The 23,017-nt window shown below is 63.0% G+C and carries 26 protein-coding genes; 18 read left to right on the top strand and 8 right to left on the bottom strand.

Features of this window, described 5'->3' with window-relative positions:
• The first annotated feature begins 303 nt into the window (after positions 1 to 303).
• The 7 genes from cysS to NKH59_RS08255 are packed head-to-tail and all read left to right on the top strand — an operon-like array spanning position 304 to position 6,074.
• A complete protein-coding gene (cysS, locus tag NKH59_RS08285; protein WP_352615885.1) occupies positions 304 to 1,773 on the top strand; it encodes a cysteine--tRNA ligase in 1,470 nt (489 codons plus the stop codon).
• A complete protein-coding gene (locus tag NKH59_RS08280) occupies positions 1,770 to 2,156 on the top strand; it encodes a VOC family protein (protein WP_352835475.1) in 387 nt (128 codons plus the stop codon). The genes cysS and NKH59_RS08280 overlap by 4 nt, the downstream gene beginning before the upstream one ends.
• 6 nt (positions 2,157 to 2,162) lie before the next feature.
• Complete coding sequence (locus tag NKH59_RS08275) at positions 2,163 to 2,654, top strand: GFA family protein (RefSeq protein WP_352471066.1); 492 nt, start codon at positions 2,163 to 2,165, stop codon at positions 2,652 to 2,654.
• Positions 2,651 to 3,127: a GFA family protein gene (locus NKH59_RS08270; RefSeq protein ID WP_352835472.1), complete on the top strand. Its 477-nt coding sequence runs from the start codon at positions 2,651 to 2,653 to the stop codon at positions 3,125 to 3,127. Before NKH59_RS08275 ends, NKH59_RS08270 begins: the two co-directional genes overlap by 4 nt.
• Complete coding sequence (gene pip / locus NKH59_RS08265) at positions 3,124 to 4,080, top strand: prolyl aminopeptidase (protein WP_352818256.1); 957 nt, start codon at positions 3,124 to 3,126, stop codon at positions 4,078 to 4,080. Before NKH59_RS08270 ends, pip begins: the two co-directional genes overlap by 4 nt.
• A complete protein-coding gene (cimA, locus tag NKH59_RS08260; RefSeq protein ID WP_353021488.1) occupies positions 4,077 to 5,699 on the top strand; it encodes a citramalate synthase in 1,623 nt (540 codons plus the stop codon). The genes pip and cimA overlap by 4 nt, the downstream gene beginning before the upstream one ends.
• 3 nt (positions 5,700 to 5,702) lie before the next feature.
• Positions 5,703 to 6,074 (top strand): hypothetical protein, encoded by a 372-nt coding sequence (locus tag NKH59_RS08255; RefSeq protein WP_353021486.1) that lies wholly within the window; start codon positions 5,703 to 5,705, stop codon positions 6,072 to 6,074.
• A 14-nt stretch (positions 6,075 to 6,088) separates the two neighbouring features.
• On the opposite strand, the gene NKH59_RS08250 is transcribed toward NKH59_RS08255, so the two are convergent.
• Complete coding sequence (locus tag NKH59_RS08250) at positions 6,089 to 6,268, bottom strand: hypothetical protein (protein WP_353021484.1); 180 nt, start codon at positions 6,266 to 6,268, stop codon at positions 6,089 to 6,091.
• Positions 6,269 to 6,394: 126 nt separating this feature from the next.
• Here NKH59_RS08250 and rarD point away from each other — a divergent pair, with 126 nt between their 5' ends.
• The gene (gene rarD / locus NKH59_RS08245) at positions 6,395 to 7,327 is read left to right on the top strand and encodes an EamA family transporter RarD (RefSeq protein WP_352501832.1); all 933 of its coding nucleotides are present in this window, start codon (positions 6,395 to 6,397) and stop codon (positions 7,325 to 7,327) included.
• Between the two features lie 55 nt (positions 7,328 to 7,382).
• On the opposite strand, the gene NKH59_RS08240 is transcribed toward rarD, so the two are convergent.
• Entirely contained in the window at positions 7,383 to 7,673 is a 291-nt protein-coding gene (locus NKH59_RS08240) for a muconolactone Delta-isomerase family protein (protein WP_352501833.1), read from the bottom strand.
• Between the two features lie 100 nt (positions 7,674 to 7,773).
• On the opposite strand from NKH59_RS08240, the gene NKH59_RS08235 reads away from it, so the two are divergent.
• Entirely contained in the window at positions 7,774 to 8,655 is an 882-nt protein-coding gene (locus tag NKH59_RS08235; RefSeq protein WP_353021481.1) for a LysR family transcriptional regulator, read from the top strand.
• Between the two features lie 124 nt (positions 8,656 to 8,779).
• Here the strand turns inward: NKH59_RS08235 and NKH59_RS08230 are convergent, their stop codons facing one another.
• Complete coding sequence (locus NKH59_RS08230) at positions 8,780 to 9,391, bottom strand: LOG family protein (protein ID WP_352501912.1); 612 nt, start codon at positions 9,389 to 9,391, stop codon at positions 8,780 to 8,782.
• Positions 9,392 to 9,505: 114 nt separating this feature from the next.
• Here NKH59_RS08230 and NKH59_RS08225 point away from each other — a divergent pair, with 114 nt between their 5' ends.
• The 4 genes from NKH59_RS08225 to NKH59_RS08210 all read left to right on the top strand — a co-directional run bounded on the left by NKH59_RS08225 (position 9,506) and on the right by NKH59_RS08210 (position 13,789).
• Positions 9,506 to 11,011, top strand: coding sequence for a LysM peptidoglycan-binding domain-containing protein (locus NKH59_RS08225; RefSeq protein WP_353021479.1), 1,506 nt, complete (start codon positions 9,506 to 9,508; stop codon positions 11,009 to 11,011).
• A 60-nt stretch (positions 11,012 to 11,071) separates the two neighbouring features.
• Positions 11,072 to 11,446, top strand: a complete 375-nt coding sequence (locus NKH59_RS08220) for an ArsR/SmtB family transcription factor (protein ID WP_353021477.1) — start codon at positions 11,072 to 11,074, stop codon at positions 11,444 to 11,446.
• Between the two features lie 19 nt (positions 11,447 to 11,465).
• Entirely contained in the window at positions 11,466 to 13,352 is a 1,887-nt protein-coding gene (locus tag NKH59_RS08215; protein ID WP_353021475.1) for an ABCB family ABC transporter ATP-binding protein/permease, read from the top strand.
• 89 nt (positions 13,353 to 13,441) lie between these two features.
• The gene (locus tag NKH59_RS08210) at positions 13,442 to 13,789 is read left to right on the top strand and encodes an antibiotic biosynthesis monooxygenase (protein WP_352972858.1); all 348 of its coding nucleotides are present in this window, start codon (positions 13,442 to 13,444) and stop codon (positions 13,787 to 13,789) included.
• A 6-nt stretch (positions 13,790 to 13,795) separates the two neighbouring features.
• On the opposite strand, the gene NKH59_RS08205 is transcribed toward NKH59_RS08210, so the two are convergent.
• Positions 13,796 to 14,662: an SMP-30/gluconolactonase/LRE family protein gene (locus NKH59_RS08205; RefSeq protein WP_352979832.1), complete on the bottom strand. Its 867-nt coding sequence runs from the start codon at positions 14,660 to 14,662 to the stop codon at positions 13,796 to 13,798.
• Positions 14,663 to 14,925: 263 nt separating this feature from the next.
• Between NKH59_RS08205 and NKH59_RS08200 the strand changes: the two genes are divergently transcribed.
• The 3 genes from NKH59_RS08200 (at position 14,926) to NKH59_RS08190 (ending at position 16,931) form a co-directional block, all read left to right on the top strand.
• Entirely contained in the window at positions 14,926 to 15,624 is a 699-nt protein-coding gene (locus tag NKH59_RS08200; RefSeq protein WP_352471078.1) for a phosphatidylserine decarboxylase, read from the top strand.
• Positions 15,625 to 15,627: 3 nt separating this feature from the next.
• Positions 15,628 to 16,443 carry a CDP-alcohol phosphatidyltransferase family protein gene (locus NKH59_RS08195; protein WP_023677728.1) on the top strand — a complete coding sequence of 272 codons (816 nt, stop codon included), beginning with the start codon at positions 15,628 to 15,630 and terminating at the stop codon, positions 16,441 to 16,443.
• A gap of 224 nt (positions 16,444 to 16,667) precedes the next feature.
• Positions 16,668 to 16,931 (top strand): hypothetical protein, encoded by a 264-nt coding sequence (locus NKH59_RS08190; protein WP_352471079.1) that lies wholly within the window; start codon positions 16,668 to 16,670, stop codon positions 16,929 to 16,931.
• A gap of 121 nt (positions 16,932 to 17,052) precedes the next feature.
• Here NKH59_RS08190 and NKH59_RS08185 read toward each other — a convergent pair whose 3' ends face one another.
• Both NKH59_RS08185 and NKH59_RS08180 read right to left on the bottom strand, forming a co-directional pair.
• Complete coding sequence (locus tag NKH59_RS08185; RefSeq protein WP_352743315.1) at positions 17,053 to 19,275, bottom strand: AMP-binding protein; 2,223 nt, start codon at positions 19,273 to 19,275, stop codon at positions 17,053 to 17,055.
• Positions 19,276 to 19,430: 155 nt separating this feature from the next.
• Positions 19,431 to 19,838 (bottom strand): tautomerase family protein, encoded by a 408-nt coding sequence (locus NKH59_RS08180; protein ID WP_353021472.1) that lies wholly within the window; start codon positions 19,836 to 19,838, stop codon positions 19,431 to 19,433.
• Between the two features lie 114 nt (positions 19,839 to 19,952).
• Between NKH59_RS08180 and NKH59_RS08175 the strand changes: the two genes are divergently transcribed.
• Complete coding sequence (locus tag NKH59_RS08175; RefSeq protein WP_352835450.1) at positions 19,953 to 20,807, top strand: LysR substrate-binding domain-containing protein; 855 nt, start codon at positions 19,953 to 19,955, stop codon at positions 20,805 to 20,807.
• A 196-nt stretch (positions 20,808 to 21,003) separates the two neighbouring features.
• Here the strand turns inward: NKH59_RS08175 and NKH59_RS08170 are convergent, their stop codons facing one another.
• Entirely contained in the window at positions 21,004 to 21,912 is a 909-nt protein-coding gene (locus tag NKH59_RS08170) for a DMT family transporter (protein ID WP_502899634.1), read from the bottom strand.
• Between the two features lie 320 nt (positions 21,913 to 22,232).
• On the opposite strand from NKH59_RS08170, the gene NKH59_RS08165 reads away from it, so the two are divergent.
• Positions 22,233 to 22,739 carry an OsmC family protein gene (locus tag NKH59_RS08165; protein ID WP_353021470.1) on the top strand — a complete coding sequence of 169 codons (507 nt, stop codon included), beginning with the start codon at positions 22,233 to 22,235 and terminating at the stop codon, positions 22,737 to 22,739.
• A gap of 34 nt (positions 22,740 to 22,773) precedes the next feature.
• Here the strand turns inward: NKH59_RS08165 and NKH59_RS08160 are convergent, their stop codons facing one another.
• The gene (locus NKH59_RS08160) at positions 22,774 to 22,995 is read right to left on the bottom strand and encodes a hypothetical protein (RefSeq protein WP_254820234.1); all 222 of its coding nucleotides are present in this window, start codon (positions 22,993 to 22,995) and stop codon (positions 22,774 to 22,776) included.
• Positions 22,996 to 23,017 lie beyond the last annotated feature (22 nt).

Here is a 23,017-nt window from a genome sequence, read left to right as displayed (position 1 = left end):
TTAATAAAATGTTTCAGTGGCTCAATTCCTGTGAGCCAACGATATTTTTGGCGAAGGTAGCGACTTGACGGCAACACCGGGCAAGGCGATAAAGCCGGCCATGAGAACGTCTTTCGCCATTTGTGGCATTTGCATTATTGGCTAGCCTCGCGCTGGTCCTGGACGTTTTCGCCTCATCTCCTCCCAGATTGGACAAACGCCCCGGCCAGCAGGCTGGAGCCGATTTGCGCCTCGGCGTAACCGACTCCATCCAGAGCACGATCCCAGAAGGTCATGCCAAAGTAACGCACCGGGAACGCACGTATGTCTGACGCATCGAAGAGCCTGCGCCTCTACAACACGCTAACGCGGAGCAAGGAGGATTTCTTCCCGATCGATCCGCGCAACGTGCGCATGTATGTCTGCGGCCCGACGGTCTATGACTTCGCCCATATCGGCAATGCGCGGCCGGTGATCGTCTTCGACGTGCTGTTCCGCTTGCTGCGCCATCTCTACGGGCAAGCGCACGTCACTTACGTCCGCAACATTACGGACGTCGACGACAAGATCAACGCTCGCGCGCTGCGCGATTTCGGCGGCGAAATTGCATCGGGCAAGCTGTCGCTGAACGAAGCGATCAGGCGGGTCACCGAAAAGACCGCCGGTCAGTTCCACAAGGACGTCGCGGCGCTCGGTTGCCTGGAACCGACGGTCGAGCCGCGCGCCACCGAGTTCGTCGAGCCCAGGCCCGACGGCAAGGTCGACATGATCTTCTTGATTCAACGCTTGATCGAACGCGGCCATGCCTATGTCGCGGCTGGAGAAGTCTTGTTCGACACCGCTTCCATGCCGGATTATGGGCAGTTGTCGAAGCGCAATCTCGATGAGCAGCAGGCCGGCGCCCGCGTCGCCGTCGATGAGCACAAGAAGAACCCGCAGGATTTCGTGCTGTGGAAATTGTCTTCGCCCGAGGAGCCGGGCTGGGACAGCCCGTGGGGCAGGGGTCGGCCGGGCTGGCACATCGAGTGCTCGGCGATGTCGGCCGCCTATCTCGGCGAGGTGTTCGATATCCATGGCGGTGGTCTCGACCTGATCTTTCCGCACCACGAGAACGAGATCGCGCAATCGCGTTGCGCCCACGGCACCGAAACGATGGCCAAGATTTGGATGCACAACGGTTTCCTGCAGGTCGAGGGCCAGAAGATGTCCAAGAGCCTGGGCAATTTCTATTCGATCACCGAATTGCTGGAGACGGATACCTTTGGCGGCCGCAAATGGCCGGGCGAGGTGCTCAGGCTGGCGATGCTGATGACGCACTATCGCGAGCCGATCGACTTTTCCGTGCGCAAGCTGGAAGAGGCGGAGAATACGCTGCGCAAATGGAAGCGGGCGGCCGATCTGGCGCCGCCGACGGCAAAGCCGGTGCCGGCGGATGTGATCGAAGCGCTGTCGGATGACCTTGCCACCTACGCCGCATTCCAGTTGCTGACGCAGTTGGCTGGTGATGCTGTTGATTTCAACGCAGGTAGCGGCAACGCAGCCGCCGAAGACAACGATGCTGCCGCTTCACTGAAGGCATCGCTTCTGTTCCTCGGCTTCGACATCGCAACAGCCAAGGTGGATGAAGACGCCATTGCCAAGGCGATCGCCAAACGCCTCGCGCTGATCGCCGCCAAGAACTGGGCCGAGGCCGACCGCATCCGCGACGAGTTGCTGACGCAAGGCATCCAGTTGAAGGACGGCAAGGACCCCGTCACCGGCGAACGCATCACCACCTGGGAGGTAAAAAGATGATCGATCATCTCGGCATCACCGTTTCGGATTTCGACGCGTCGAAGGCTTTTTACGACAAGGCGATGGCGCCGCTCGGCGCCTCGCTGCTCTACATGGTGCCGCAGGAATATACCGGCGGCGCCAAGGTCGGCGGCTACGGCCGCGACCGGCCGGTGTTTTGGCTGCATGCCGGCAAGGACAAGCCGAAGGATCATCAGCATGTCGCCTTCACGGCTCGCAGCCGCGCCGAGGTCGTTGCCTTTCACGCCGCGGCGATTGCCGCCGGCGGCAAGGACAATGGCCGGCCGGGCCTGCGCCCGCACTACCATCCGAACTATTATGGCGCTTTTGTTTTCGATCCCGACGGCAACAATATCGAGGCGGTTTGCCATGCCGCGGAGTAGTGCGCGATGAGCCTCGACAACAGACCAGTCTATACAGGCGGCTGCCAGTGCGGCGCGGTGCGCTTCCGCGTCGAAGGAGCTCTCGGCGATGCTTCCGTATGCCATTGCCGCATGTGCCAGAAGGCGAGCGGCAATTTCTACCTGCCGCTGGTCTCGGTGCGCGGCGCAAGGCTGGACTGGACGCGCGGTGAGCCCAAACGCTTCCGCTCGTCCAACGCGGCTTTGCGCGGTTTCTGTGCCGAATGCGGCACGCCGCTGACCTTCGAAGCGCCCGACGGGGTGGCCCTCGCCATCGCCACATTCGACCACCCCGAGGAGATTGCGCCGACCATCCAATGGGGTGTCGAAGCCAAGCTCCCGTACGTGGATCACGTCCACGAATTGCCAGGTGAGGAAACGATGGCCGACGTCTCGCCGGCCTCCTATCTCGCCGATCTCGTCTCCTACCAACATCCCGACCACGACACCGAACAATGGCCGCCGGAGGAAAAATCATGACCGAAACCGTTCGTACCGGCGGCTGCCAGTGCGGCGCCGTGCGCTTCCGCATCCACGGCGCGCTCGGCCGCCCGTCCATTTGTCATTGCCGCATGTGCCAGAAACAGTTCGGGTCGTTTTTCGGCGCGCTGGTGACAGTGCCGAGCGACGGCGTCGAATGGGTGCGCGAGGAGCCGAGTTACTTTCAGTCGTCGGTCAACATCGATCGCGGCTTCTGCACCCGCTGCGGCACACCGCTGACCTACCGCCAGCCCGGCGCGCTGGAGATCGCCATCGGCGCCTTCGACGACCGTTCCGATCTGGCGCCGCAGATCCAGGTTAACTACGCCGCCAGGCTGCCTTGGGTCGAGACGATCTTCGACGCGCCGATCCATGACGACCCGGATTTCTACGCGCGACAGGAATCCATCATCTCCTTCCAGCATCCCGATCACGAGACGGCCAACTGGCCGCAGCAGGGCCTGAAATTATGAGCAGCGAATTCCGTACCCTCTATCCCGAGATCGAGGCTTTAGAGTCCGGCATGCTCGACGTTGGCGATGGCCATCAGGTCTATTGGGAGCGCTCCGGCACCAGAGGGGCCAAGCCGGCTGTCTTCCTGCATGGCGGGCCGGGCGGCACCATTTCGCCAAAGCACCGGCGGCTGTTCGATCCGAAGCTGTACGATGTCATCCTGTTCGACCAGCGCGGCTGCGGAAAATCGACGCCTAATGCCTCGCTTGAAGCCAACACCACCTGGCACCTGGTCGCCGACATCGAGCGCCTGCGAAAAATGTGCGGCTTCGACAAATGGCTGGTGTTCGGCGGTTCGTGGGGTTCGACGCTGGCGCTGGCCTTTGCCGAGACCCACCCCGAGCGGGTCAGCGAACTGGTCGTGCGCGGCATCTACACGCTGACCCGCGCCGAACTCGAATGGTACTACCAGTTCGGCGTGTCGGAGATGTTCCCCGACAAGTGGGAGCGGTTTCTGGCGCCGATCCCGGAGGCCGAGCGCGGCGACATGATGGCCGCCTACCGCAAACGGCTGGTCGGCAGCGATCCTGTGGCGCAGGTCGAGGCCGCCCGCGCCTGGAGCCTGTGGGAGGGCGAGACGATCACGCTGCTGCCGGAACCGGAAACCAGCGGTCCCTTCGGCCAGGATGATTATGCCCTGGCTTTCGCCCGCATCGAGAACCACTATTTCGTCCATGCCGGCTGGCTGGAAGAGGGACAGCTGCTGCGCGATGCATGGAAGCTTAAGGATATCCCGGGTACCATCGTTCACGGCCGCTACGACATGCCGTGCCCGGCGTGCTACGCCTGGGCGCTGCACAAGGCGTGGCCGAAAGCGGATTTCCATCTGATCGAAGGCGCCGGCCACGCTTATTCGGAGCCGGGTATCCTCGACAGGCTGATCCGCGCAACGGACATGTTTGCCGGGAAATGACCATGGCTCGCGAGCGCCTTTATCTGTTCGACACCACGCTGCGCGATGGTCAGCAGACGCCGGGTATCGACTTCTCCGTCGAGGACAAGATCGCGATCGCCAAGCTGCTCGACGAGTTCGGCATCGACTACGTCGAGGGTGGCTACCCCGGCGCCAATCCAACCGACACCGCCTTCTTTGCCGAGCGTCGCACGGCCGATGCCAAGTTCGTTGCCTTTGGCATGACCAAACGGGCAGGAGTGTCGATCTCGAACGATCCTGGGCTTGCCGCGCTGGTCCAGTCGAAGTCGGACGCCATCTGTTTCGTCGCCAAGAGTTGGGACTACCATGTCCGCGTCGCGCTCGGCTGCACCAATGAGGAGAACCTCGAGGCGATCAAGGCCTCGGTCGAGGCGGCGCTCACTGCTGGCAAGGAGGCGATGGTCGACTGCGAGCATTTCTTCGACGGCTTCAAGGCCAACCCCGATTATGCGCTGGCCTGCGCCAGGACGGCCTACGATGCCGGCGCGCGCTGGGTGGTGCTGTGCGACACCAATGGCGGCACGCAGCCCTCCGAGGTGCGCGCCATCGTCGAAAAGGTGATCGCCGCTGGCATACCGGGCGACCATCTCGGCATCCACGCCCATGATGACACCGGCCAGGCGGTGGCGAATTCGCTTGCCGCCGTGGAGGCCGGCGTCCGCCAGATCCAGGGCACGCTGAATGGCATCGGCGAGCGCTGCGGCAACGCCAACCTGATCTCGATCGTGCCGACATTGGCGTTAAAGGCGGCCTTTTCGGGCCGCTTTGCTACAGGCATTTCGGCAGAGGCGTTGACCGGTATATCGCGCCTGTCCCGCGCCTTCGACGAGTTGCTGAACCGTGCGCCCGAAGCGCAGGCGCCCTATGTCGGCGCCTCCGCTTTTGCTACCAAGGCCGGCATCCATGCCTCGGCGCTGGCAAAGGAGCCGGCGACCTACGAGCATGTGCCGCCAGAGACCGTCGGCAACCGCCGCCGCGTCATGGTTTCGGACCAGGGCGGCAAGGCCAATTTCCTGGCTGAGCTGAAACGGCGTGGCATCGACATGCCCCGGGACGACCATCGCCTCGACGCGCTGATCGCCGTGGTCAAGGAGCGCGAGGCCGAGGGCTATGCCTACGAAGGTGCCGACGCCAGCTTTGAGCTTTTGGCGCGCAAGATGCTGCACGGCCTGCCGGAATTCTTCCGCGTCACTTCTTTCCGCTGCATGGTCGAGCGCCGGTTCGACGCCAACGGCCAGCTGAAGACGGTCTCGGAGGCGATCGTGAAAGTGCTGGTGGAGGGCGAGGAGAAGATGTCGGTGGCCGAAGGCCACGGCCCGGTCAACGCGCTCGACATTGCGCTGCGCAAGGATCTCGGCAAATTCCAGAGCGAGATCGCCGATCTCGAACTGGCCGACTTCAAGGTGCGTATCCTCAACGGCGGCACCGAGGCGATCACCCGCGTGCTGATTGAATCGCATGACGGCACCGGTGCGCGCTGGTGGACGGTCGGCGTCTCCGAAAACATCATCGATGCTTCCTTCCAGGCGCTGATGGATTCGATCGTCTATAAGCTGATGAAGAACCGCGACATGGCGGGCTTGGCGGCGGCGGAGTAAGAAATGGGCTTTTCGATAAGTTGGCTGGGCTTTCGCGGTTACGGGATAAAAGAAGCTGCGGCGTTGTTCGGGCGCGAGATTGGCGATCCATCGGAGATTTTCGAAGCGCCTGTGAACGCCTATGCCAGCGAAAAGAACTGGGCGATCATCATCCTCGATCCCTGCAGCTTTCCGAACCCGCCTCAGCAATATCTGGCCGCGATTTCGCAAGAGCGGGAAATCGTGATCGCGCACGTAGAAGAGCATGTAATGTTCGCGCGCGCCGAGCTCTGGCGCGACGGAAGGAACATCTGGAAAGTCTGGCACAGCGGCGACAAGACCGTGCGGGACTTGCATGTCACGGGTGATCTCCCCGCGTCTTTCGAAGCGCGCTGAAGCAACAGTGTTTTTCAAAGCAGGATGAAGAAGATAGCAAAGGTACAGAGGTCGATCTTGTTTTTGACCTTCCCCTCGATCTTGCGGCGGAACTGACGGGCTTTAGGCACGATGAAGGTTCGCCCGACAACGTCTTTTTCGAACTCAAGGAGAAGCCTGCTCCGCCTTGAGACCGTGTCGTGCCGGGCCTGCAATCACTCTCGCAGACAGCGGCAATTGTTCGACGTTTAGCGGTCGTGTTGAACCATCAGCAAGACTCCATTGATCCATCAGCAATTTGCGATGGTTTTGGGCAAGCCGCTGGCGCATAGCCTTGGGCCATGGCTACCCAAGCACTTCAAATCGATGCCGATACCAAAGCTCGTCGCGGCTTCCTGCTGGCGCTCGGCGCCTACCTGCTTTGGGGGCTGCTGCCCTTCTACATGAAGGCTGTCGCGCATCTGCCGCTGGCCGAAGTTATCGCCCACCGCATCGTCTGGTCGGTGCCGATCGCGGCCGCTGTCCTGGTCTGGGCCGGTCGCACTGCCGATTTCAAAGCGGCAGTTCGTTCGCCGCGCATCATTTCGATGGCGGTGCTGACGGCGGCGCTGATCTCGGTCAACTGGGGCATCTATGTCTGGGCGATCGCGGTCGACCGCACCATCGAGACCGCGCTCGGCTACTACATCAACCCGCTGGTCAGCGTCGTTGTCGGCGCGCTGCTCCTCGGCGAGCGGCTCGACCGCCTGCAGATCGCGGCGGTGGTGCTGGCGGCAATCGCGGTCGCGGTGCTGACCATCGACGCCGGCAAACTGCCCTGGGTGTCGCTGGTGCTAGCCTTTTCCTTTGCCGCCTATGGCTTCTTCCGCAAGACGCTGCCAATCGGCCCGAGCCAGGGCTTCCTGCTTGAAGTGCTGCTGCTGTCGGTGCCGGCACTCGGCTACATCATCTTCCTGATCGCCACAGGACAGGATCATTTCGTCTCGAGCTCGCTGAACGACACCGCCTTGCTGATCGGCTGCGGTCCGGTCACCGCCGTGCCGCTGCTGTTGTTTGCGTTCGGCGCCAGGCTGCTGCGCCTCTCCACCATCGGCATCATGCAATATATCGCGCCGACGATCGTCTTTTTGATCGCGGTGCTGATTTTCGGCGAACCTTTCGGCAGTGTTCAGGCCATAGCCTTCGGGCTGATCTGGGCGGCACTGGCGATGTACTCCTGGTCGATGGTTTCTTCGGCGCGCAAGACCGTTTCCGCATCAGCTCGAGCCGCGTAACGAAGAAAGGCGGCTGGCCGGTCTTAATGCCGGCAGCCGCGTCTTTCACGAGCGCTCAGCGCTTCGGCCCGAAGCCGGGATATGGCTGCAGCGGCACGACGGCGGCAATATCCATCATGCCGGCCTTGACCAGCGGCAAAGTTGCAAGATCGTGGCGCACGTCGGCATCGCTGCCGGCTTCGAACATCATGCCGCTGCCGGGAATGTCGCCCCGATTCCACACCTGACGCACGGCGCCTTCGGCATAGAGCGTGCGGCGCTGCTCGGCCTCGCCAGGCAGCAGCGGCGCGAAATCGGCGTCGGTGAACTTTTCGGTGTTGCGCGCTAGAAGGGCAAAGAACTGCATCGGAATCTCCTGATGTTGGCCGTTGGAATGGCGGAAATATTCGCTTCTGCTGGCCAGACAGTCCAAGACTGATTAGGCTAAATTTGAGACCTCACGGGACTTGAGCATCGAAGCAACAATGTTCGACCTGCGCCAGCTTCGCTATTTCATCACGGTGGCCGAAACCGGCAACGTCGGGCGTGCCGCCGAATTGCTGCACATCTCGCAGTCGCCGCTCAGCCGTCAGATCATTCAGCTGGAGGAGCAGCTGGGCGTCGCACTGTTCGAGAGGGCGAGGCAGCGTGTTCATCTCAATGCCGAGGGCCGCGCTTTTCTTGCCGAGGCGCGTGCGCTGCTGGCTCATGCAAGACGGCTGGAGGAGCTCGCCCGCAATCTCGCCAGCGGTACGGTCGGCCGTCTCGCCATCGGTTATGTGGAAGGTGCGGTCCATGCCGGGCTTGTCGCTCGGATGCTGCGCCAGTTTCGCCGCGACCGGCCCGAATTTCATCTTCAACTTAAGGGTCAGCGTTCCGCCGCCCAGATCGAAGCGCTGCGCGAACGATCGCTCGATCTGGGCCTCGTCTACACGCCTCCTCCTGCCGACGATCCCGACATCGCCGCCATGCTCATTATGCGCGAGCCGCTGGTTCTGGCGATGCCGGAAGGCGATCCATTGGCAGAAATCGCGGAGATACTGCCGCAGCAACTGGACGGACGCACCTGGATCACGGTGGTGCGCCAGCCTGACGACACCAACCGCAGCCAATTTCTCGCCGCCTGCGCGAAGGCGGGCTTCCTGCCCGACATTGCCTATGAGACGACCGATCCGTTGACGTCGTTGGGCCTGTCAGCGCCGGGCTTGGGCTGGCGACGGTGCAGGCCAGCCTGCGGAGTACCGCGCCGCCTCAGACCGTGTTTCGCGATCTGCCGTGGTTTGAACGCACCGTCTCGATCCATCTCGCCTGGCGGCGTCAGGACAAGCGTGCGGTCATCGGAGACTTGAGGAAGGCAGTAGGCAAGGAGTGAATAGTGAATAGTGAATGGACAGGCGCCGGTTTGGAAAGTCTTCTACTTCACCATTCACCATTCACCATTCACCATTCACCATTCACCATTCACCATTCACTCTACATCTTATCAATCACCGACTGCACACCCTCCGTCGGTGCATCGACGGAGGATCCCGCCACCATGATAGCGGCGACGATTGCTTCCGGATCCTCGACCACCAGCGGCTTGACCCGTTGCGCCGTGTGGATGAAGCCCTCCGTTGCCATGTGGTCGAGCAACGCCAGCATCGGATCCCAGAACCCTCCGACGTTGCCGAAGACGATCGGCTTGCGGTGATGGCCGAGCTGCGCCCAAGTCATGATCTCGACGATCTCCTCGACCGTGCCGATGCCGCCGGGCAACGCCACAAAGGCGTCGGATTTCTCAAACATCCTGTGCTTGCGCTCGTGCATGTTGTCGGTGATGACGAGCTCGTCGAGCCGGTTAAGCGCGGTTTCGGTCGCCTCCCGGTTGATCAGAAAGCGTGGAATTATGCCGGTTACCTTGCCACCGGCCTTCAATGCCCCTTCAGCGACGGCACCCATGATCCCTTTAGTGCCGCCGCCATAAATCAGACGCAGGCCGGACTTGGCGATCGAGCGGCCAAGCAGGTGTCCGGCCTTGATATAGGTCTCATCTCGGCCCGAGGACGAGCCGCAATAGACGCAGACAGATCGAATCGTGTTCATGTTATGATTGGTGATAGGGACTATAGGCATGGTCAAGCCCCGGGGCGGGCTTTTTCTTGTCGGCTTTGGCAAAACAGGCTAGACCGAAATTAGGTGGCTAAGGGGCAGGGAAACATGGCAATTAATCCATTGAAGGCGTTTTTGTTCGCCGCTGGCGGCTCTGTCGCAGCAGCGGGAACCGCCTATGTATCGGGCGCACTCGACCCGTATCTCAATTCTACCCGGCCTGCGGAGGTCGCGGCGCTGACGCCGCCGGCTTCGAAACCGGCCGCTCCGGCGACCGAGGACCGGCTGCCGCCTGCGTCTGCCGCGTCCACCGATGCGGCAGCGCCCGCCGCGCCGGCCACAGCAGGTGCAATCGTGCCGACCTTCGACATCGTGCGCGTCGAAAGCAACGGCTCGATCGTCGTCGCCGGCAATGCGGCGCCCAACGCTAAGGTCGAGATTCTCAACGGTTCGGCTGTGCTCGGCTCGACGGTCGCCGGTCCCGACGGCGCCTTTGCCATTATTCTCGACGATCCGCTGAAGCCCGGCGACTACACGATCACACTGCGCTCGACGGCTGGCAATGTCGTGACCGCCTCGGCGCAGACCGCCGTCGTTTCGATCCCCCAGAATTCCACCGGCCAGGTGCTGGCAATGGTCGAGGAGCCGGGCAAGCCGTCCGAACTGCTCACTGTTCCGGCCCCTCAGGCGAAATCTGACGCCTCGCCGCCTGTCGGCGAACAGGTGGCCGTTCAGCCACCCGCCACCGGCACCGAATTGCCGGCTGCCGCAGCGCCGGCGCCAGCCGCCCCGGCGGCTGACGTTCCAGCAGCGTCTGCTCCTGCCGCGCCGGCCGCTGTTGAAGCCGCGCCGGCTCCGGCAGCGCCCGCCACACCGGCAGCGCCCGCTACTTCCGCGGCGGAGCGGAAGATCGTCGTCGAAGCTGTCGAAATCGACGGCAACAAGATTTTCGTTGCCGGCGTCGCCGATCCCGGCCGCAAGGTGCGTGCGTATGCCAACGATATCCTGCTCGGTGACGCGAAGACGTCGCCCGACCGCCACTTCCTGGTCGAAGCGACACGCGACATCCCGGTCGGCACCTACACCATCCACGTCGATGCGCTCGACGCCAACGGCGTGACGGTGGTGGCCCGTGCGGCTGTGCCGTTCGAGCGCGAGCCTGGTGAGGCGGTTGCGGCCGTGGCGCCGGCCGAGCAGAAGCCTGCCGGGATAAAACCAGCCGAGCCGAATGCTCCGGCGACCGAAGCCGCACCGGCAACGGCCGCCGAAACGCCCGCAACTGCCCCCGCTCCTGCAACCGAGGCCCCGGCCGAAATGGCTGTCGCAACGCCTCCGGGCGAAACTCCCGAGACCGTGGCGCCAAAGCTCGAACATGCCGATGGTGCAGTCATCATCCGCCGCCATGACACGCTGTGGCGGATTTCGCGGCGGGTCTATGGCCAGGGCATGCGCTACTCGACCATCTATCTCGCCAACCAGGACCAGATCAGCAATCCGAACCGCATCTGGCCGGGGCAGGTGTTCAAGGTGCCGGAGAAATCGAAGGAAGGCGAGCCCGCCGATCTCAAGGCAATGGGCGACCAGATGACGACGGCGCCAGTCAAGGCCGAATAGCCGTTCTGCCCATCAGGATAGCTTGCGGCAGGGCCAGTCATCGTTTATCGCCGATGGACGATGACCGAATCCCCCCTCGTAACGGACCGAAGCCGCGCGGCAGATGAACGCCCGCCGGCCAACTGCACGCCGGCCAACTGCATGCCGGATAGCCGCGCTGTCGCTGTCCGGCTCGCGGCCCTTTCGCATCCAGCGCGGATCGAAATTCTCAAACACCTTTCCGCAAGCCGTTCCTGCTGCTGTCGCGAGGTCGTCGAGCATCTCGATCTGGCGCAGTCCACCGTTTCCCAGCATTTGAAGGTCCTGGTCGAGGCCGGGCTGATCCGCTTCGAGCCTGACCGCCAGCGCTCCCGCTATGAGCTCGACCGCGCCGCGCTCGCCGATGTTTCGGCATCGCTAGCCGCGCTGGTCGATTCCTGCTGCTCCGGCCGCTAAAATCATAAGGTAAACAAAAATGGCCGAGAAAACCGTTTCCGCAGATTCCGGCTCGACCTTCAGAACGTTGCGCAATCTCTGGCCCTATATGTGGCCGGCCGACCGCGCGGACCTGAGGGCCCGGGTGGTATGGGCCACCGTACTGCTGGTTGTCGCCAAGCTGACCCTGGTGGCCGGACCCTATTTCTTCAAATGGGCGACCGACGCACTGGCCGGCGATAGCAAATCGCCGCCGCCGCTGCCGGCCCTGCTGCTGGCGCCGGTCATGCTGGTCGTCGCCTACAATGCCGTACGGCTGGTGCAGCTCGGCTTCAACCAGTTACGCGACGCCCTGTTTGCACGGGTCGGCCAGCATGCGGTGCGCCGGCTCGCCTTCCGCACCTTCGTGCACATGCACGAACTGTCGCTGCGCTTCCACCTCGAACGGCGCACCGGCGGACTGTCGCGCGTCATCGAGCGCGGCACCAAGGGCATCGAGACGATCGTCCGCTTCACCATGCTGGCGACGGCGCCGACAATCGTCGAATTCGCGCTCACCGCCGGCATCTTCGCCGTCACCTATGGCTGGCTATACGTCTTGGTGATCGCGGTCACGGTCTGGCTCTATGTCTGGTTCACCGTCAGGGCGAGCGATTGGCGTATTTCGATCCGCCGTGAGATGAACGAAAGCGACAATGAAGCCAGCACGAAGGCGATCGACTCGCTGCTCAACTACGAAACAGTCAAATATTTCAATAACGAAACCATGGAGGCCGAGCGGTTCGACCGGTCCACGGCGCGCTACGAGGTGGCGGCGACCAGGACCTGGACCTCGCTTGGCTGGCTGAACTTCGGCCAAGGTGTGATCTTCGGTATCGGCATGACCGTCGTCATGGTGATGTCGGCGCTCGAGGTGAAGGCGGGCACACAGAGCGTCGGCGATTTCGTCTTCGTCAACGCCATGCTCATGCAGCTTTCGGTGCCGCTGAATTTCATCGGCATGATCTACCGCGAAATTCGCCAGGGCCTGACCGACATCGAAAACATGTTCGATCTGCTCGACGTCAAGCGTGAGATCGTCGATCGGCCGGGCGCCAAGCCGCTGGTCGTCGATGCCGGCAGGGTCGAGTTCCGCGACGTACATTTTTCCTACGACCCCAAGCGCAAGATCCTGAAGGGCATCAGCTTCGAGGTGCCAGCCGGCAAGACGGTGGCCATCGTCGGCCCCTCCGGAGCCGGCAAGTCGACCATTTCGCGGCTTTTGTTTCGCTTCTACGACATCCAGCGCGGCAAGATTCTGATCGACGGCCAGGACATTCGCGACGTGACGCAGGAGAGCTTGCGCGCTGCCATCGGCATGGTGCCGCAGGACACGGTGCTGTTTAACGACACCATCGCCTACAACATCCGCTACGGCCGCGTCGGCGCCAGCGAGGAGGATGTGCGCAAGGCGGCAGAACTGGCCCAGATCGGACCGTTCATCGAGCGGCTGCCCGACGGCTATCGCTCAATGGTCGGCGAGCGCGGATTAAAACTGTCCGGCGGCGAGAAGCAGCGGGTGGCGATTGCCCGCACCATTTTGAAGGCACCGCCCATCCTGATGCTCGACGAGGCGACCTCGGCGCTGGACAGCCACACCGAGCAGGAGATCCAGGCGGCACTCGACCTGGTCAGCCAGGGCCGCACCACCCTCGTCATCGCCCATCGGCTGTCCACAGTGATTTCGGCCGACGAGATCATCGTCCTGCAGGATGGCCAGATCGCCGAGCGCGGCACCCATGTCGCCTTGATAGCCAAGCGCGGCCTTTATGCATCGATGTGGGACCGCCAGCGCGAGGCAAGCGAGGCCGAGGAGCGGCTGCGCATTGCCCGCGAAAGCGACGAGTTCGGCGTCATCGTCCGCCGCCGCACCTCGGAGGTGAGCTGAAAATTCGTGCTTGACCTCAACTTAAGTTGAGATCGTAGGCCGTTTTGGATCGCAGCAAGATGCGTCGTTCAAAAACGGAGACAATCGATATGAATGGGATAAATCAGGCAGTTAGTGGCGGCAGTGTATTCCGGGTGGACAAGTTTGTCGTTCCGGCCAACGCCCGCGAGGAGATTCTTGCCAAGGTCCAGATGACGCATGATTTGCTGCGCCAGCAGCAAGGGTTCGTCCAGGATTTCCTGCTCGAGCAATTCTCGGGGCCGGGGGAGTTCAACCTCGTAACCATTGTCGAATGGGAAGGGCAGGCCGCTGTCGACAAGGTCGTGCCGATCATCAAGGCTGCGCATGAGCGCAGCGGCTTCAATCCTCAGGAGACCATTGCGCGACTTGGCGTCAAGGCCGATATCGCCAACTATCAGCGGATTCCCGGGGTGTAAGCTCTTCTACGGCCAGCCCGCGCCCGGCGCGGCAGCCTCGATGCTGAGCACCTGGCCGGTACGGGCATCGCTAATCATATGTTCGAAGCCGCGCCATTCGGCGGCGACGATGAACAGCGTTTTTCCCTCGCTGCCGCCGAGCATGCAGGCAAAACAGCCGCGATCGACGTCGACGCTTTCGAGCATCGCGCCGCCCTCGCGCACCCGCACGCAATGCCGGTTCGGAACGTCGGCGTACCACGCCGCACCTTCGGCATCGAGGCAGATGCCGTCGGGAAAACCGTTGCCGAGATTGGCCCAGATCCTGCGTTTGGAAAGGCCACCATCGGCAGCGATGTCGAAGGCGGTCAGCCGGTTGGCGTGGGACTCGGCAACGATAAGCGTCTTGTTGTCGGGCGTCACCGCCATGCCATTGGCGAAGGCGAGGTTCTCAGCCACCTGCTGAACCGAGCCGTCAGGCGCGACCAGCACGATGGCGCCGGGGCCGAAATGCTGGCCGGGACCCGGAGCAGGCCCACCACCATTGACATAGATGTTGCCGCGTCCATCGATGACGATCTCGTTCCACGGGCTCTTTGATAGTTGTCTCAGATCGGCATGGGTGACCAATGTCCCGTCTGCCTCCTGCCTGAGGATCAGCCCTTCGCGGCCGGACACGACAAGCAGGCGCCCGTCCGGCAGCCAGTCAATGGAATAGGGCAGGGTGGCCGGCACGGTGAGCGCGATCTCGCTGTTGCCTAGGGCGTCAACTGCGATGATCTGGCCTGTGCCCCAGTTGCAGAACCACAGCCGGCCATCGTGCCAGCGCGGTGACTCGCCGAAGGCCAAGCCGTTCATCACCACTTGCACTTGCCTAAGTCCTGATTTCTGCATGGGCCGAGAACCTCCAGATTTGCGCAAAATCGTCATGGCCGAAAGGCCATGAGAGGCGCTGTCTTGCCAAGGACGGGCGGGAGTGCTGCGTTCCGACAATCGCAATGAACATTTCCGGTTGATCACTTCGGCAGTCCGGATGCTGCTAACGGCATCCTGAAACGGCGGTGACCGCCACCCCCGAGCGCTCTCATTGTCGCGTTGCGACCGCGGGGTGTTTCCGCTATTGAGGCCGGACCTGGAACCAAGGTTGCCCTCATCCCATGAGCCTCGTTGACACGATCAAGAATGCGTTCGTTCCGATCCACCGCGAGGGTTATCCCTTTATCGCTGCGTTCGGCACGGCGACGCTCTTTCTTGGCTATTTCTCCTCGACCCTGTTCTGGATCGGTCTCATCCTGACGGCCTGGTGCGCCTATTTCTTCCGCGATCCCGAGCGCGTCACGCCGATCGACGACCGGCTGGTTGTCAGCCCGGCCGACGGCATCGTCTCGGCGGTTGGCCCGGCCGTGCCGCCGCGCGAGCTTGGCCTCGGCGGCGGCGAAATGACCCGCATCTCGGTATTCATGAACGTCTTTTCCTGCCACGTTAACCGCTCGCCGGTGCGTGGCCGCATTTCCAGGATCGAGCATCGACCAGGAAAATTCCTCAACGCCGAGCTCGACAAGGCAAGCACCGAGAACGAGCGCAACGGGCTGGTCATCGAAAGCCCCAATGGAACGGTCGCCGCGGTGCAGATTGCCGGCCTGGTGGCGCGGCGCATCGTCTGCTGGGCCGAGCCCGGCGGCGCCATCGGCACCGGCCAGCGCTTCGGGCTGATCCGCTTTGGCTCGCGCGTCGATGTATTCCTGCCCTCGACCGCGACGCCGCGTGTCGCCGTCGGCCAGACCGCGGTTGGCGGTGAGACGGTGCTGGCGGAATTCGGCGGCGTTGCCGCAACGCCGCTCGTGCGGGTCTCCTGACCGGTGGCGCCGCCGTTCAAGAAATTCGAGGCGCATGGCGGCGGTGGCCCGCGCATTCGCGAAATCCCGATGCGCATGGTGCTGCCCAATCTGGTCACGGTGCTTGCCATCTGCGCCGGCCTGTCCGGTATTCGCTTCGGCTTCGAGGGCCGCTTCGAGCCAGCGGTGGTGATGGTGCTGCTCGCCGCCTTCCTCGATGGTATCGACGGCCGTCTAGCGCGAATGCTGAAGGCGACTTCCAAATTCGGCGCCCAGATGGATTCGCTGGCCGATATCGTCAATTTCGGCGTGGCACCGGCGCTGGTGCTCTATGCCTTTCTGCTCGACAGGGCAGGTTCGCCGGGCTGGATCGCCGCGCTGCTGTTCACCATCGCCTGTGGGATGAGGCTTGCCCGTTTCAACGTGCTCGACGAAGAGCTCGACCGTCCGCAGTGGCAAACCGAATATTTCGTCGGCGTGCCGGCGCCGGCGGGTGCGGTGCTTGTAATGCTGCCGCTCTATCTGTTCTTCCTCAGGCTTGGGCTTGAACCCAGCCGCCTGGCAGCCTTCATTGCCACCGGCTTTACAATATTGGTGGCGTTCCTGCTGGTCAGCAGACTGCCCGTCTATTCCGGCAAGAGCGTCAGGATACCGGGCGACAGGGTGCTGCCGATCATCCTCGCAGTCGTCCTCTACGTCCTGCTTTTGATGACCTATCCCTGGTATACGCTGACGGCCTCGGTTGCCGGCTATCTGGTCTTCTTGCCGTTCAGCGTGCGGGCCTATTCGAGACGCGCCAAGCGCGAAGGCGAGAAGGTGCCGTCCTCGGATATTGGCTGACGGATTTGGTGCCAGTTCGCGTTGCGCCTGGCAGTGCATGATTCCAAAAAGGCTCGCAGAGCACGCGGCGCTGTGGAACGCACCTCAAAAACCCCGTTTTCGGAACTTGCTGGGCGGCTAGACCGTTTGTGTTGGTAGGTCCGCCTGAGCGGCTGCTCGTGATACGTCGTCAACGTAGCGCAAGCTGCCGCATCGGGCGCAGAACCATCGGAAAACGAGGAGAAATGGCTGTCATCCTCATCGGCGCGTTACTGACTGTCGCCGGCCTCGTGTATATGGCGATTGCGGCCATCATGCGCGGGCGGCTTAGTGAGCCGGCCGCTGTCTCCACCGCGCCGGACAGTCCGACGCCCAATCTCGCAACACCAGGTCCGACTCTGGAGCCGCGACGACGCGGGCTCCGTTTTCTCGGCCTGTCGCAGAACTGGCCGGGCCTGCTGATGATGGCCGTCGGCGTCATTCTGCTGTTGTCGGTGGTAGTCCTCTAATGCATTCGCGCAAAAGTGTGCAGCGGTTTTGCGATAACGACATGCATAAAAACAAGAATCTAAAGCGCGTCGCACAAGGCCGGTCGAACGCGACGCGCTTTAGAATTTTCGACAGCAAGCCTCAGGCGGCTGCGCTCAGTCCCAGCCTCTCGAGCGCCAGCTTTCTAGTCGAGACATAGTCGGTCTTGCCGGAGCCCAGTACCGGGATCTCCTCGACCTTGACGATGTCGTTCGGCACCATCAGTTCGGCCGCCCCGGCTTTTTTGCCGAATTCGCGCAATTCGTCGGGATCGGCATTGTCGGCCGTGGTGACCAGAACGAGGCGCTCGCCGCGCCGCTTGTCCGGCACTGCCACCACGGCGTGATGCTCTTCCGGCCACAGCGACTGCACCAGCATCTCGACCGCGCCAAGCGATACCATCTCGCCGGCTATCTTGGCGAAGCGCTTGGCGCGGCCGCGAATGGTGATGAAGCCTTCGCGATCGACCGAAACGATATCGCCGGTATCGTGCCAGCCTTCGAGCGGCTGCAACTCGCCCGGCCGGTCGCCGGTCATGTAGCCCATCATCAGGTTCGGCCCGTCGAGCCACAGCCGGCCGGCGTCGCTGATGCCTTCGACCGGTTCGAGTTTCATGCGCATGGCCGGCAGCAGCCGCCCGACCGTTCCGTCGCGGCCGTGGATGGCGGTGTTGACGGCAACCACTGGTGCGGCCTCGGTCAAGCCAAAACCTTCGATGATCTCGGCCTGGAAGCGCTCGCGGTAAACCCGGCGCGTCTCCGGCTTCACCGCCTCGGCACCGGCCACGACGAAGCGCAGGCTGGAAAAATCGCCGTCCTTGGCGGTGCGGGCATAGTTGGCGAGGAACGTGTCGGTGCCGAACATCACCGTCGGCCGGACCTTGCGCGCCACCTCCGGAATAAGTTTGTAGTGGAGCGGTGACGGGTAGAGGAACAGCTTTACTCCGGTGACCAGCGGCAGGATGGTGCCGCCGGTCAGCCCGAACGAGTGGAACACCGGCAGCACGTTGAGCAGGATATCGGCCGGCGAGATGGTGATGCGGGCTTCCGCCTGCATCGCATTGGCAAGAAGATTCCGGTGCGACAGCACCACGGCCTTGGGCGTGCCTTCCGAGCCGGAGGTGAACAGGATCACCGCCGGCTTGGCCGCATCCTGGCGCTGCAACGGCCGGCGCCACAGCAAGGCGGCTGCGGCCTTGTCCAGCACGGTCACGCTTGCGCGGACATCCTCCAGCCACAGCAGTTTCGCCCCGCCCTTTTCCACCGCCTCGACGATGTCGGCGAGGTTGGCCTTTTCGACAAAGGCGCGTGAGGAGACCACGGTGCGGATCATTGCCGTGCGGACGGCGGCGGTGACGCTGGCCGGGCCGGCGGTATAGTTGATCATTGCTGCCACCCGCGCAGCCGACAGAAGTCCGACGAACGACAGCACGACGCCATTGGCGTTGGGCAGGAGCAGCCCAACCGCTTCGCCCGGCGCTGTTATTGCCTCGAACCGTCGGCCCAAAACCCTGGCGCCGATGAACACTTTCCGGTAGCTCAGGGCACCGCCAATGACGTCCTCGATTATTGGGTGCGAAGCGCCAACACGATCGGCCGCATCGCGCATGGCGAGGAACAGCCCTCGGTCGAGATCACTGCCGAAAAGCCTGGCCTCGGCGAAGCGATCAAACAGCGCATTGGTGTTGGAGGCCTGATCTGGGTTCCGCGCCACCAGCTCGGCGATGGTCATCGGCTCCAGCGCGCTGATCGACAGCTGCGGAAACCAATGGCGCGGCGCCTTGTCCGCCGGCGTCAGCGAGGCCGGCAGGCTGCGTGCGCCGGCAACGAAGACCGGCACGATACGGGCGTCGGCCTGCATGGCGATACGGGTGATGGCGCGAAACAACCGAAACGACTTGACGTCTGGCTCGACCGCATCCGGCAGGTAAACGGCGAGCCGGCCCTTGCCCTTCAGCACCCGCACCAATCTGCGGCTGACGAAGACATGCTCGGCGTTGAAGGCGATGGTGCGGCCGAGCTCGCGCCACGGCTCCAGCCACGGCGATCTGGCCGAAGCCTGGTCGAGGATGTGCAGCGTATCCTCCGGCAGCAGCGACAGCATCAGCGCCGGCTCGATGCGTGACTGATGCCAGATGACATAGATGACCGGGGCCACCGACCTGCGCGCAATCTTGATGCGGTCGTCGCTGATCCGGTAGGCGAGCTTGAACGGCACGTAGAGCAGCGCCTGGCTCAAACGCAGGCCGAGGCGGAACTTCTCCACCACGCCGATCAGCAGCCAGGCCGCGACAAGACCCGCAAGCAGCGCCAGTGTCAGGATCATCGCCGCATCTCCCAACGATCTCACGTCGCGGCTCTTCACCGGCCGCTTCGGGTGAGAACCTAGCCGAAGTTGGATCAACGTCAATGCGGCTCCATTTTTCCCTCTCTCCTATGTTTGATTCGCCTATGTTGATTCGGCTCGGCTGCTTATCGCAGCTACGCCGCTTTCATCCTTCCGCTGATGAAGCGGAATTCCTGCGTCTTGCCGCCAAAGCCATAGGCGGCCGCAGGCACTTCATGCACGAGGGCGTAGCTTTCCTCATGCACCTTACCCAGCAGCCGGCCGAATGCCGCGAAAATTGCCTGCAGATACGCCTCCAGTTCGAGTTTGGTGTTGGTACCGTCGACAACCTTGATGTCGAGCCAGGCCGTGTTGGTGCCATGCTCGGCCAGCGACTTGCCGCCGGCGAACCAGTGCTCGGGGTCGTGATAGGAAATGGCAACAGCTGTGATCGTCGCTTCCTTGCGCAGATGCGTGGCTGTCAGTTCGGTCACTTCCCTGGCAATGGCGGCGGACAAAGCGGCATCGGGCTTGCCGGTAACGCTGACATTGATGATCGGCATGTTTCTTCTCCTCGGTTTCAAGCGGCGCCTCTTCGCCGTCGAGAAAATCATGCCATCGTCCTTTGATCAAAAAAATAGAATTGTTTTTGATAAACACTTTGATAGCATCGAATTATGCAGTTGTTCGATCCCGACCTCCTCAAGACTTTCCTCGCTTTCGTCGATGGCGGTTCCCTGGCGCGGGCCGCGTCGATCGTCGGTCGCTCGCCGTCCGCAGTGACCGCGCAGATGCAGCGGCTGGAGGATGTTGTCGGCGAACCGCTGCTGGTGCCGCAGGGGCGAGGGCGCGGCCTGACGCCGACAGGCGAGGATCTGATCGTTCACGCGCGTCGCATCCTTGCCGCGCACCGCGAGGCGTGGCTGGCCCTCAAAGGCGCGCACGCCGACGGGCGCGTCGCCATCGGCACCACGCAGGATTTCGCCGACAGCGGCTTGCCGCAGCTTCTCAGGGCTTTTGCTGTCAGCCATCCGCGCGTCAGGATCGAACTGCGCGTCGGCCGTTCCGCCGAACTGGCGCAGGCTTTGCAGGCCGGCACCCTTGATCTGGCCATTGCCATGCGGCAGGTGCCGACACGGGACGAAGTCGGTGTGCTCAAGGAACCAATGATCTGGCTTTGCTCACAGAACGGGCTGGCCACCCGCCACGACGAACTGCCCCTGGCGCTGCTCGATCCCCATTGCGGGTTTCGCGAAGCGGCGACCAGTGCACTCGATGCGGCCGGCCGTCGCTACCGCATTGCTGCTGGCAGTGCCAGCCTTGCCGGCCTGCGTACGGCGGTGCACGCCGGCATCGCCTTGACGTTGAGGACGGCGCGCTTCGCTCATTCCGGCATCGTCGAGGCGCCGAGCGATCTTGATCTGCCGCCGGTGCCGGTCGCCGAATTCGCCGTCCGCTTGCGTGAGGATGCCGACCGGCCGGCGCAGGATCTGGCAGCGTTGTTCAGCGGCAACCTGGCCTTGGCCAATTGAGCCAGCAAAGAAAAAGCCGACCTTGCGGTCGGCTTCTGAGTAGGACGGGCCGAGGGGTTTGGGGGGACTTGGGGTGGCCCGTCGCAGCCATAATGCCTGAGCCCTATGATGGTTCCATGACTTTTCAAATTAATTTTCAGGACCGGATTTCTCGTGATCGGACCACCAACTCGCGCTCGGACGCGGCGAGGATTGGTCATGCATCCGCTGCGCGCTGCCTGGCCATCAGCCAGTCGCGGCCGGCGTGAGCGAACACCGCGCAAAGCACGATGGCGCCACCGACCATGCTGGCTGCCGGCGGGATCTCCGCCAGGAACAGGAAGGCAAACAGGATCGCGAATGGCACTTCAGCTGACCCCAGCAATCCGGACTCGGCCGCCGGAATAAGCCGGGTGCCCTCCGTCCACAGGATCGAAGCCAGCGCGAACGAGGCGCCGAAGGTGGCTAGAAGCACAGCGTCCCTGGCCGAGACAGCCAGCGGATCGGCGACGAACCAGCCGAGCACGAACAAAAGGAATGCCGACACCGCACCCGCCCACACCACCGGCGTGTCGCGGAAGGCGCGCACCATGATCATGTAGAGCGCGCTGCCGATCGTCATCAGCAGCGCCAGCCCGTCGCCGAACAAATGGCCGGTGCCGAAGCCGGACCAGACCATGATTGCCACACCGCATAATGACACAGCGGCGGCGGCAAGCGTCTGCAGCCGGAACGGCTCGCGGACCAACAGGAGGGCCAGCAGCGCGGTGACGAACGGGGCCGTGGCATAGATGATCGCGACATTGGCGACAAAGGTGAACTTGAACGCCGAGATAAAGGCGATGCTCGCGAGCGCGCCCTCGATCGCCAGCAGCCAGCCTCGCCAGCCGAGCCGCAAGCTGTCGCGACCGCCGGAGCGCTGGCGGCGCCATAGGACATAGAGGCTGATCAGGATCGAGCCGACGAAGCCGCGCCAGCAGGTAATGGTCAGGGGGTCGGCATGGATCGATTTGGTCAGCACGCCGGTGAGGCCGAAGACGGCCGCCGATGCCGAGACCAGGATGATGCCGAGGGTACGCTCGCGGGCGCTTTCCACTGTGCATGGCATGTCCAGCGATCCCGTCATCTCACCAGCCTACGCTGCCCCTTCCTGACACCATAGTGTCAGCTTGAGGCGTCCTGCATTGAAAACAGCAGGTAGGCAGCCCCGGTGAACAGGATTCCGACAAGAACCCGTTCGCGGGTTTTCACGATGGCGATATCGGCCATATGTCCGGCGGCCTTACGAATGTGTTGCGAGAGACGGTGTGATGGCGTTGGATGCTCCCCGTATCGTCAGGCTATACCGGCGAAACCCTGCCAAGCGCTACGCCAGCGGGGACTGGCGTTTGGGCAGGCGGCATCGCCGTTAGGCAGCGAAGCCAGGCAACTGTGGGAGAGAAACGAATGGACGCGATCGCATTGAAGGCCATGCAGGCGCCGCTGAAGGTGGCCTATCGCGACGACGCCTCGCGCGCGCTGATTACTCTCCGCGCCAAAGGCTCGATCGATGACCAATCGATCGCCTGCAAGGTCGAGACAGGCAGGGCGATCGCCATTGCCGGGCTGCATCCGGCGACCGGCGGCACCGGGCTCGAACTCTGCTCCGGCGACATGCTGCTGGAGGCACTGGTGGCTTGCGCCGGCGTCACGCTGAAGGCGGTGGCCACGGCGCTGGAATTCAAGCTTGGGGCCGCCACGGTGGAAGCCGAAGGCGACCTAGACTTTCGCGGCACGCTTGGCGTGGCAAAGGATGCGCCGGTTGGCTTCCGCGCCATCCGGCTGACATTTGGCCTCGACACCGACGAGCCGCAGGAGCGCATCGATGCGCTGCTCAATCTGACCGAGCGCTACTGCGTCGTGTTCCAGACCATCAGTCAGAAGCCGGAGCTGACGGTAAGCGCGCGACGCTGACGATCTCCCCCTCAAGGGGGGAGATCACGCTGTCCTACTGCGCCGACGGCTCCTCGGCGTCGCCCTCGTCGGCGAAGGGCGAGGCGCTCGGCACGCACTGCACCGACCAGCCGGCCGGCGTCGGTTGCTTCTGGTATTCGGTTATGGCGAAGGCGCACTGTTCGCGGGTGTCGAATGTGCTGGGCAGCACGACCATGCCGCCTTGCGGGCCGGCGATCACCAGATACCAGACTAACGCTACGCTCGGTGCCGCCATGAGTATTTCCTCGCTCTGCTTG

The sequence above is a fragment of the Mesorhizobium sp. M0998 genome, assembly GCF_040318885.1.
GTDB lineage: Bacteria > Pseudomonadota > Alphaproteobacteria > Rhizobiales > Rhizobiaceae > Mesorhizobium.
This window is presented reverse-complemented; position numbering and strand designations above follow the sequence as displayed.

Excerpts from the sequence above, each read along its gene's own strand:
- cysS (WP_352615885.1), top strand. The coding sequence starts at position 304 with ATGTCTGACGCATCGAAGAGCCTGCGCCTCTACAACACGCTAACGCGG.
- NKH59_RS08280 (WP_352835475.1), top strand. The coding sequence starts at position 1,770 with ATGATCGATCATCTCGGCATCACCGTTTCGGATTTCGACGCGTCGAAG.
- NKH59_RS08275 (WP_352471066.1), top strand. The coding sequence starts at position 2,163 with ATGAGCCTCGACAACAGACCAGTCTATACAGGCGGCTGCCAGTGCGGC.
- NKH59_RS08270 (WP_352835472.1), top strand. The coding sequence starts at position 2,651 with ATGACCGAAACCGTTCGTACCGGCGGCTGCCAGTGCGGCGCCGTGCGC.
- pip (WP_352818256.1), top strand. The coding sequence starts at position 3,124 with ATGAGCAGCGAATTCCGTACCCTCTATCCCGAGATCGAGGCTTTAGAG.
- cimA (WP_353021488.1), top strand. The coding sequence starts at position 4,077 with ATGACCATGGCTCGCGAGCGCCTTTATCTGTTCGACACCACGCTGCGC.
- NKH59_RS08255 (WP_353021486.1), top strand. The coding sequence starts at position 5,703 with ATGGGCTTTTCGATAAGTTGGCTGGGCTTTCGCGGTTACGGGATAAAA.
- rarD (WP_352501832.1), top strand. The coding sequence starts at position 6,395 with ATGGCTACCCAAGCACTTCAAATCGATGCCGATACCAAAGCTCGTCGC.
- NKH59_RS08240 (WP_352501833.1), bottom strand. The coding sequence starts at position 7,673 with ATGCAGTTCTTTGCCCTTCTAGCGCGCAACACCGAAAAGTTCACCGAC.
- NKH59_RS08230 (WP_352501912.1), bottom strand. The coding sequence starts at position 9,391 with ATGAACACGATTCGATCTGTCTGCGTCTATTGCGGCTCGTCCTCGGGC.
- NKH59_RS08225 (WP_353021479.1), top strand. The coding sequence starts at position 9,506 with ATGGCAATTAATCCATTGAAGGCGTTTTTGTTCGCCGCTGGCGGCTCT.
- NKH59_RS08220 (WP_353021477.1), top strand. The coding sequence starts at position 11,072 with ATGACCGAATCCCCCCTCGTAACGGACCGAAGCCGCGCGGCAGATGAA.
- NKH59_RS08215 (WP_353021475.1), top strand. The coding sequence starts at position 11,466 with ATGGCCGAGAAAACCGTTTCCGCAGATTCCGGCTCGACCTTCAGAACG.
- NKH59_RS08210 (WP_352972858.1), top strand. The coding sequence starts at position 13,442 with ATGAATGGGATAAATCAGGCAGTTAGTGGCGGCAGTGTATTCCGGGTG.
- NKH59_RS08205 (WP_352979832.1), bottom strand. The coding sequence starts at position 14,662 with ATGCAGAAATCAGGACTTAGGCAAGTGCAAGTGGTGATGAACGGCTTG.
- NKH59_RS08200 (WP_352471078.1), top strand. The coding sequence starts at position 14,926 with ATGAGCCTCGTTGACACGATCAAGAATGCGTTCGTTCCGATCCACCGC.
- NKH59_RS08190 (WP_352471079.1), top strand. The coding sequence starts at position 16,668 with ATGGCTGTCATCCTCATCGGCGCGTTACTGACTGTCGCCGGCCTCGTG.
- NKH59_RS08185 (WP_352743315.1), bottom strand. The coding sequence starts at position 19,275 with ATGATCCTGACACTGGCGCTGCTTGCGGGTCTTGTCGCGGCCTGGCTG.
- NKH59_RS08180 (WP_353021472.1), bottom strand. The coding sequence starts at position 19,838 with ATGCCGATCATCAATGTCAGCGTTACCGGCAAGCCCGATGCCGCTTTG.
- NKH59_RS08175 (WP_352835450.1), top strand. The coding sequence starts at position 19,953 with ATGCAGTTGTTCGATCCCGACCTCCTCAAGACTTTCCTCGCTTTCGTC.
- NKH59_RS08170 (WP_502899634.1), bottom strand. The coding sequence starts at position 21,912 with ATGACGGGATCGCTGGACATGCCATGCACAGTGGAAAGCGCCCGCGAG.
- NKH59_RS08165 (WP_353021470.1), top strand. The coding sequence starts at position 22,233 with ATGGACGCGATCGCATTGAAGGCCATGCAGGCGCCGCTGAAGGTGGCC.
- NKH59_RS08160 (WP_254820234.1), bottom strand. The coding sequence starts at position 22,995 with ATGGCGGCACCGAGCGTAGCGTTAGTCTGGTATCTGGTGATCGCCGGC.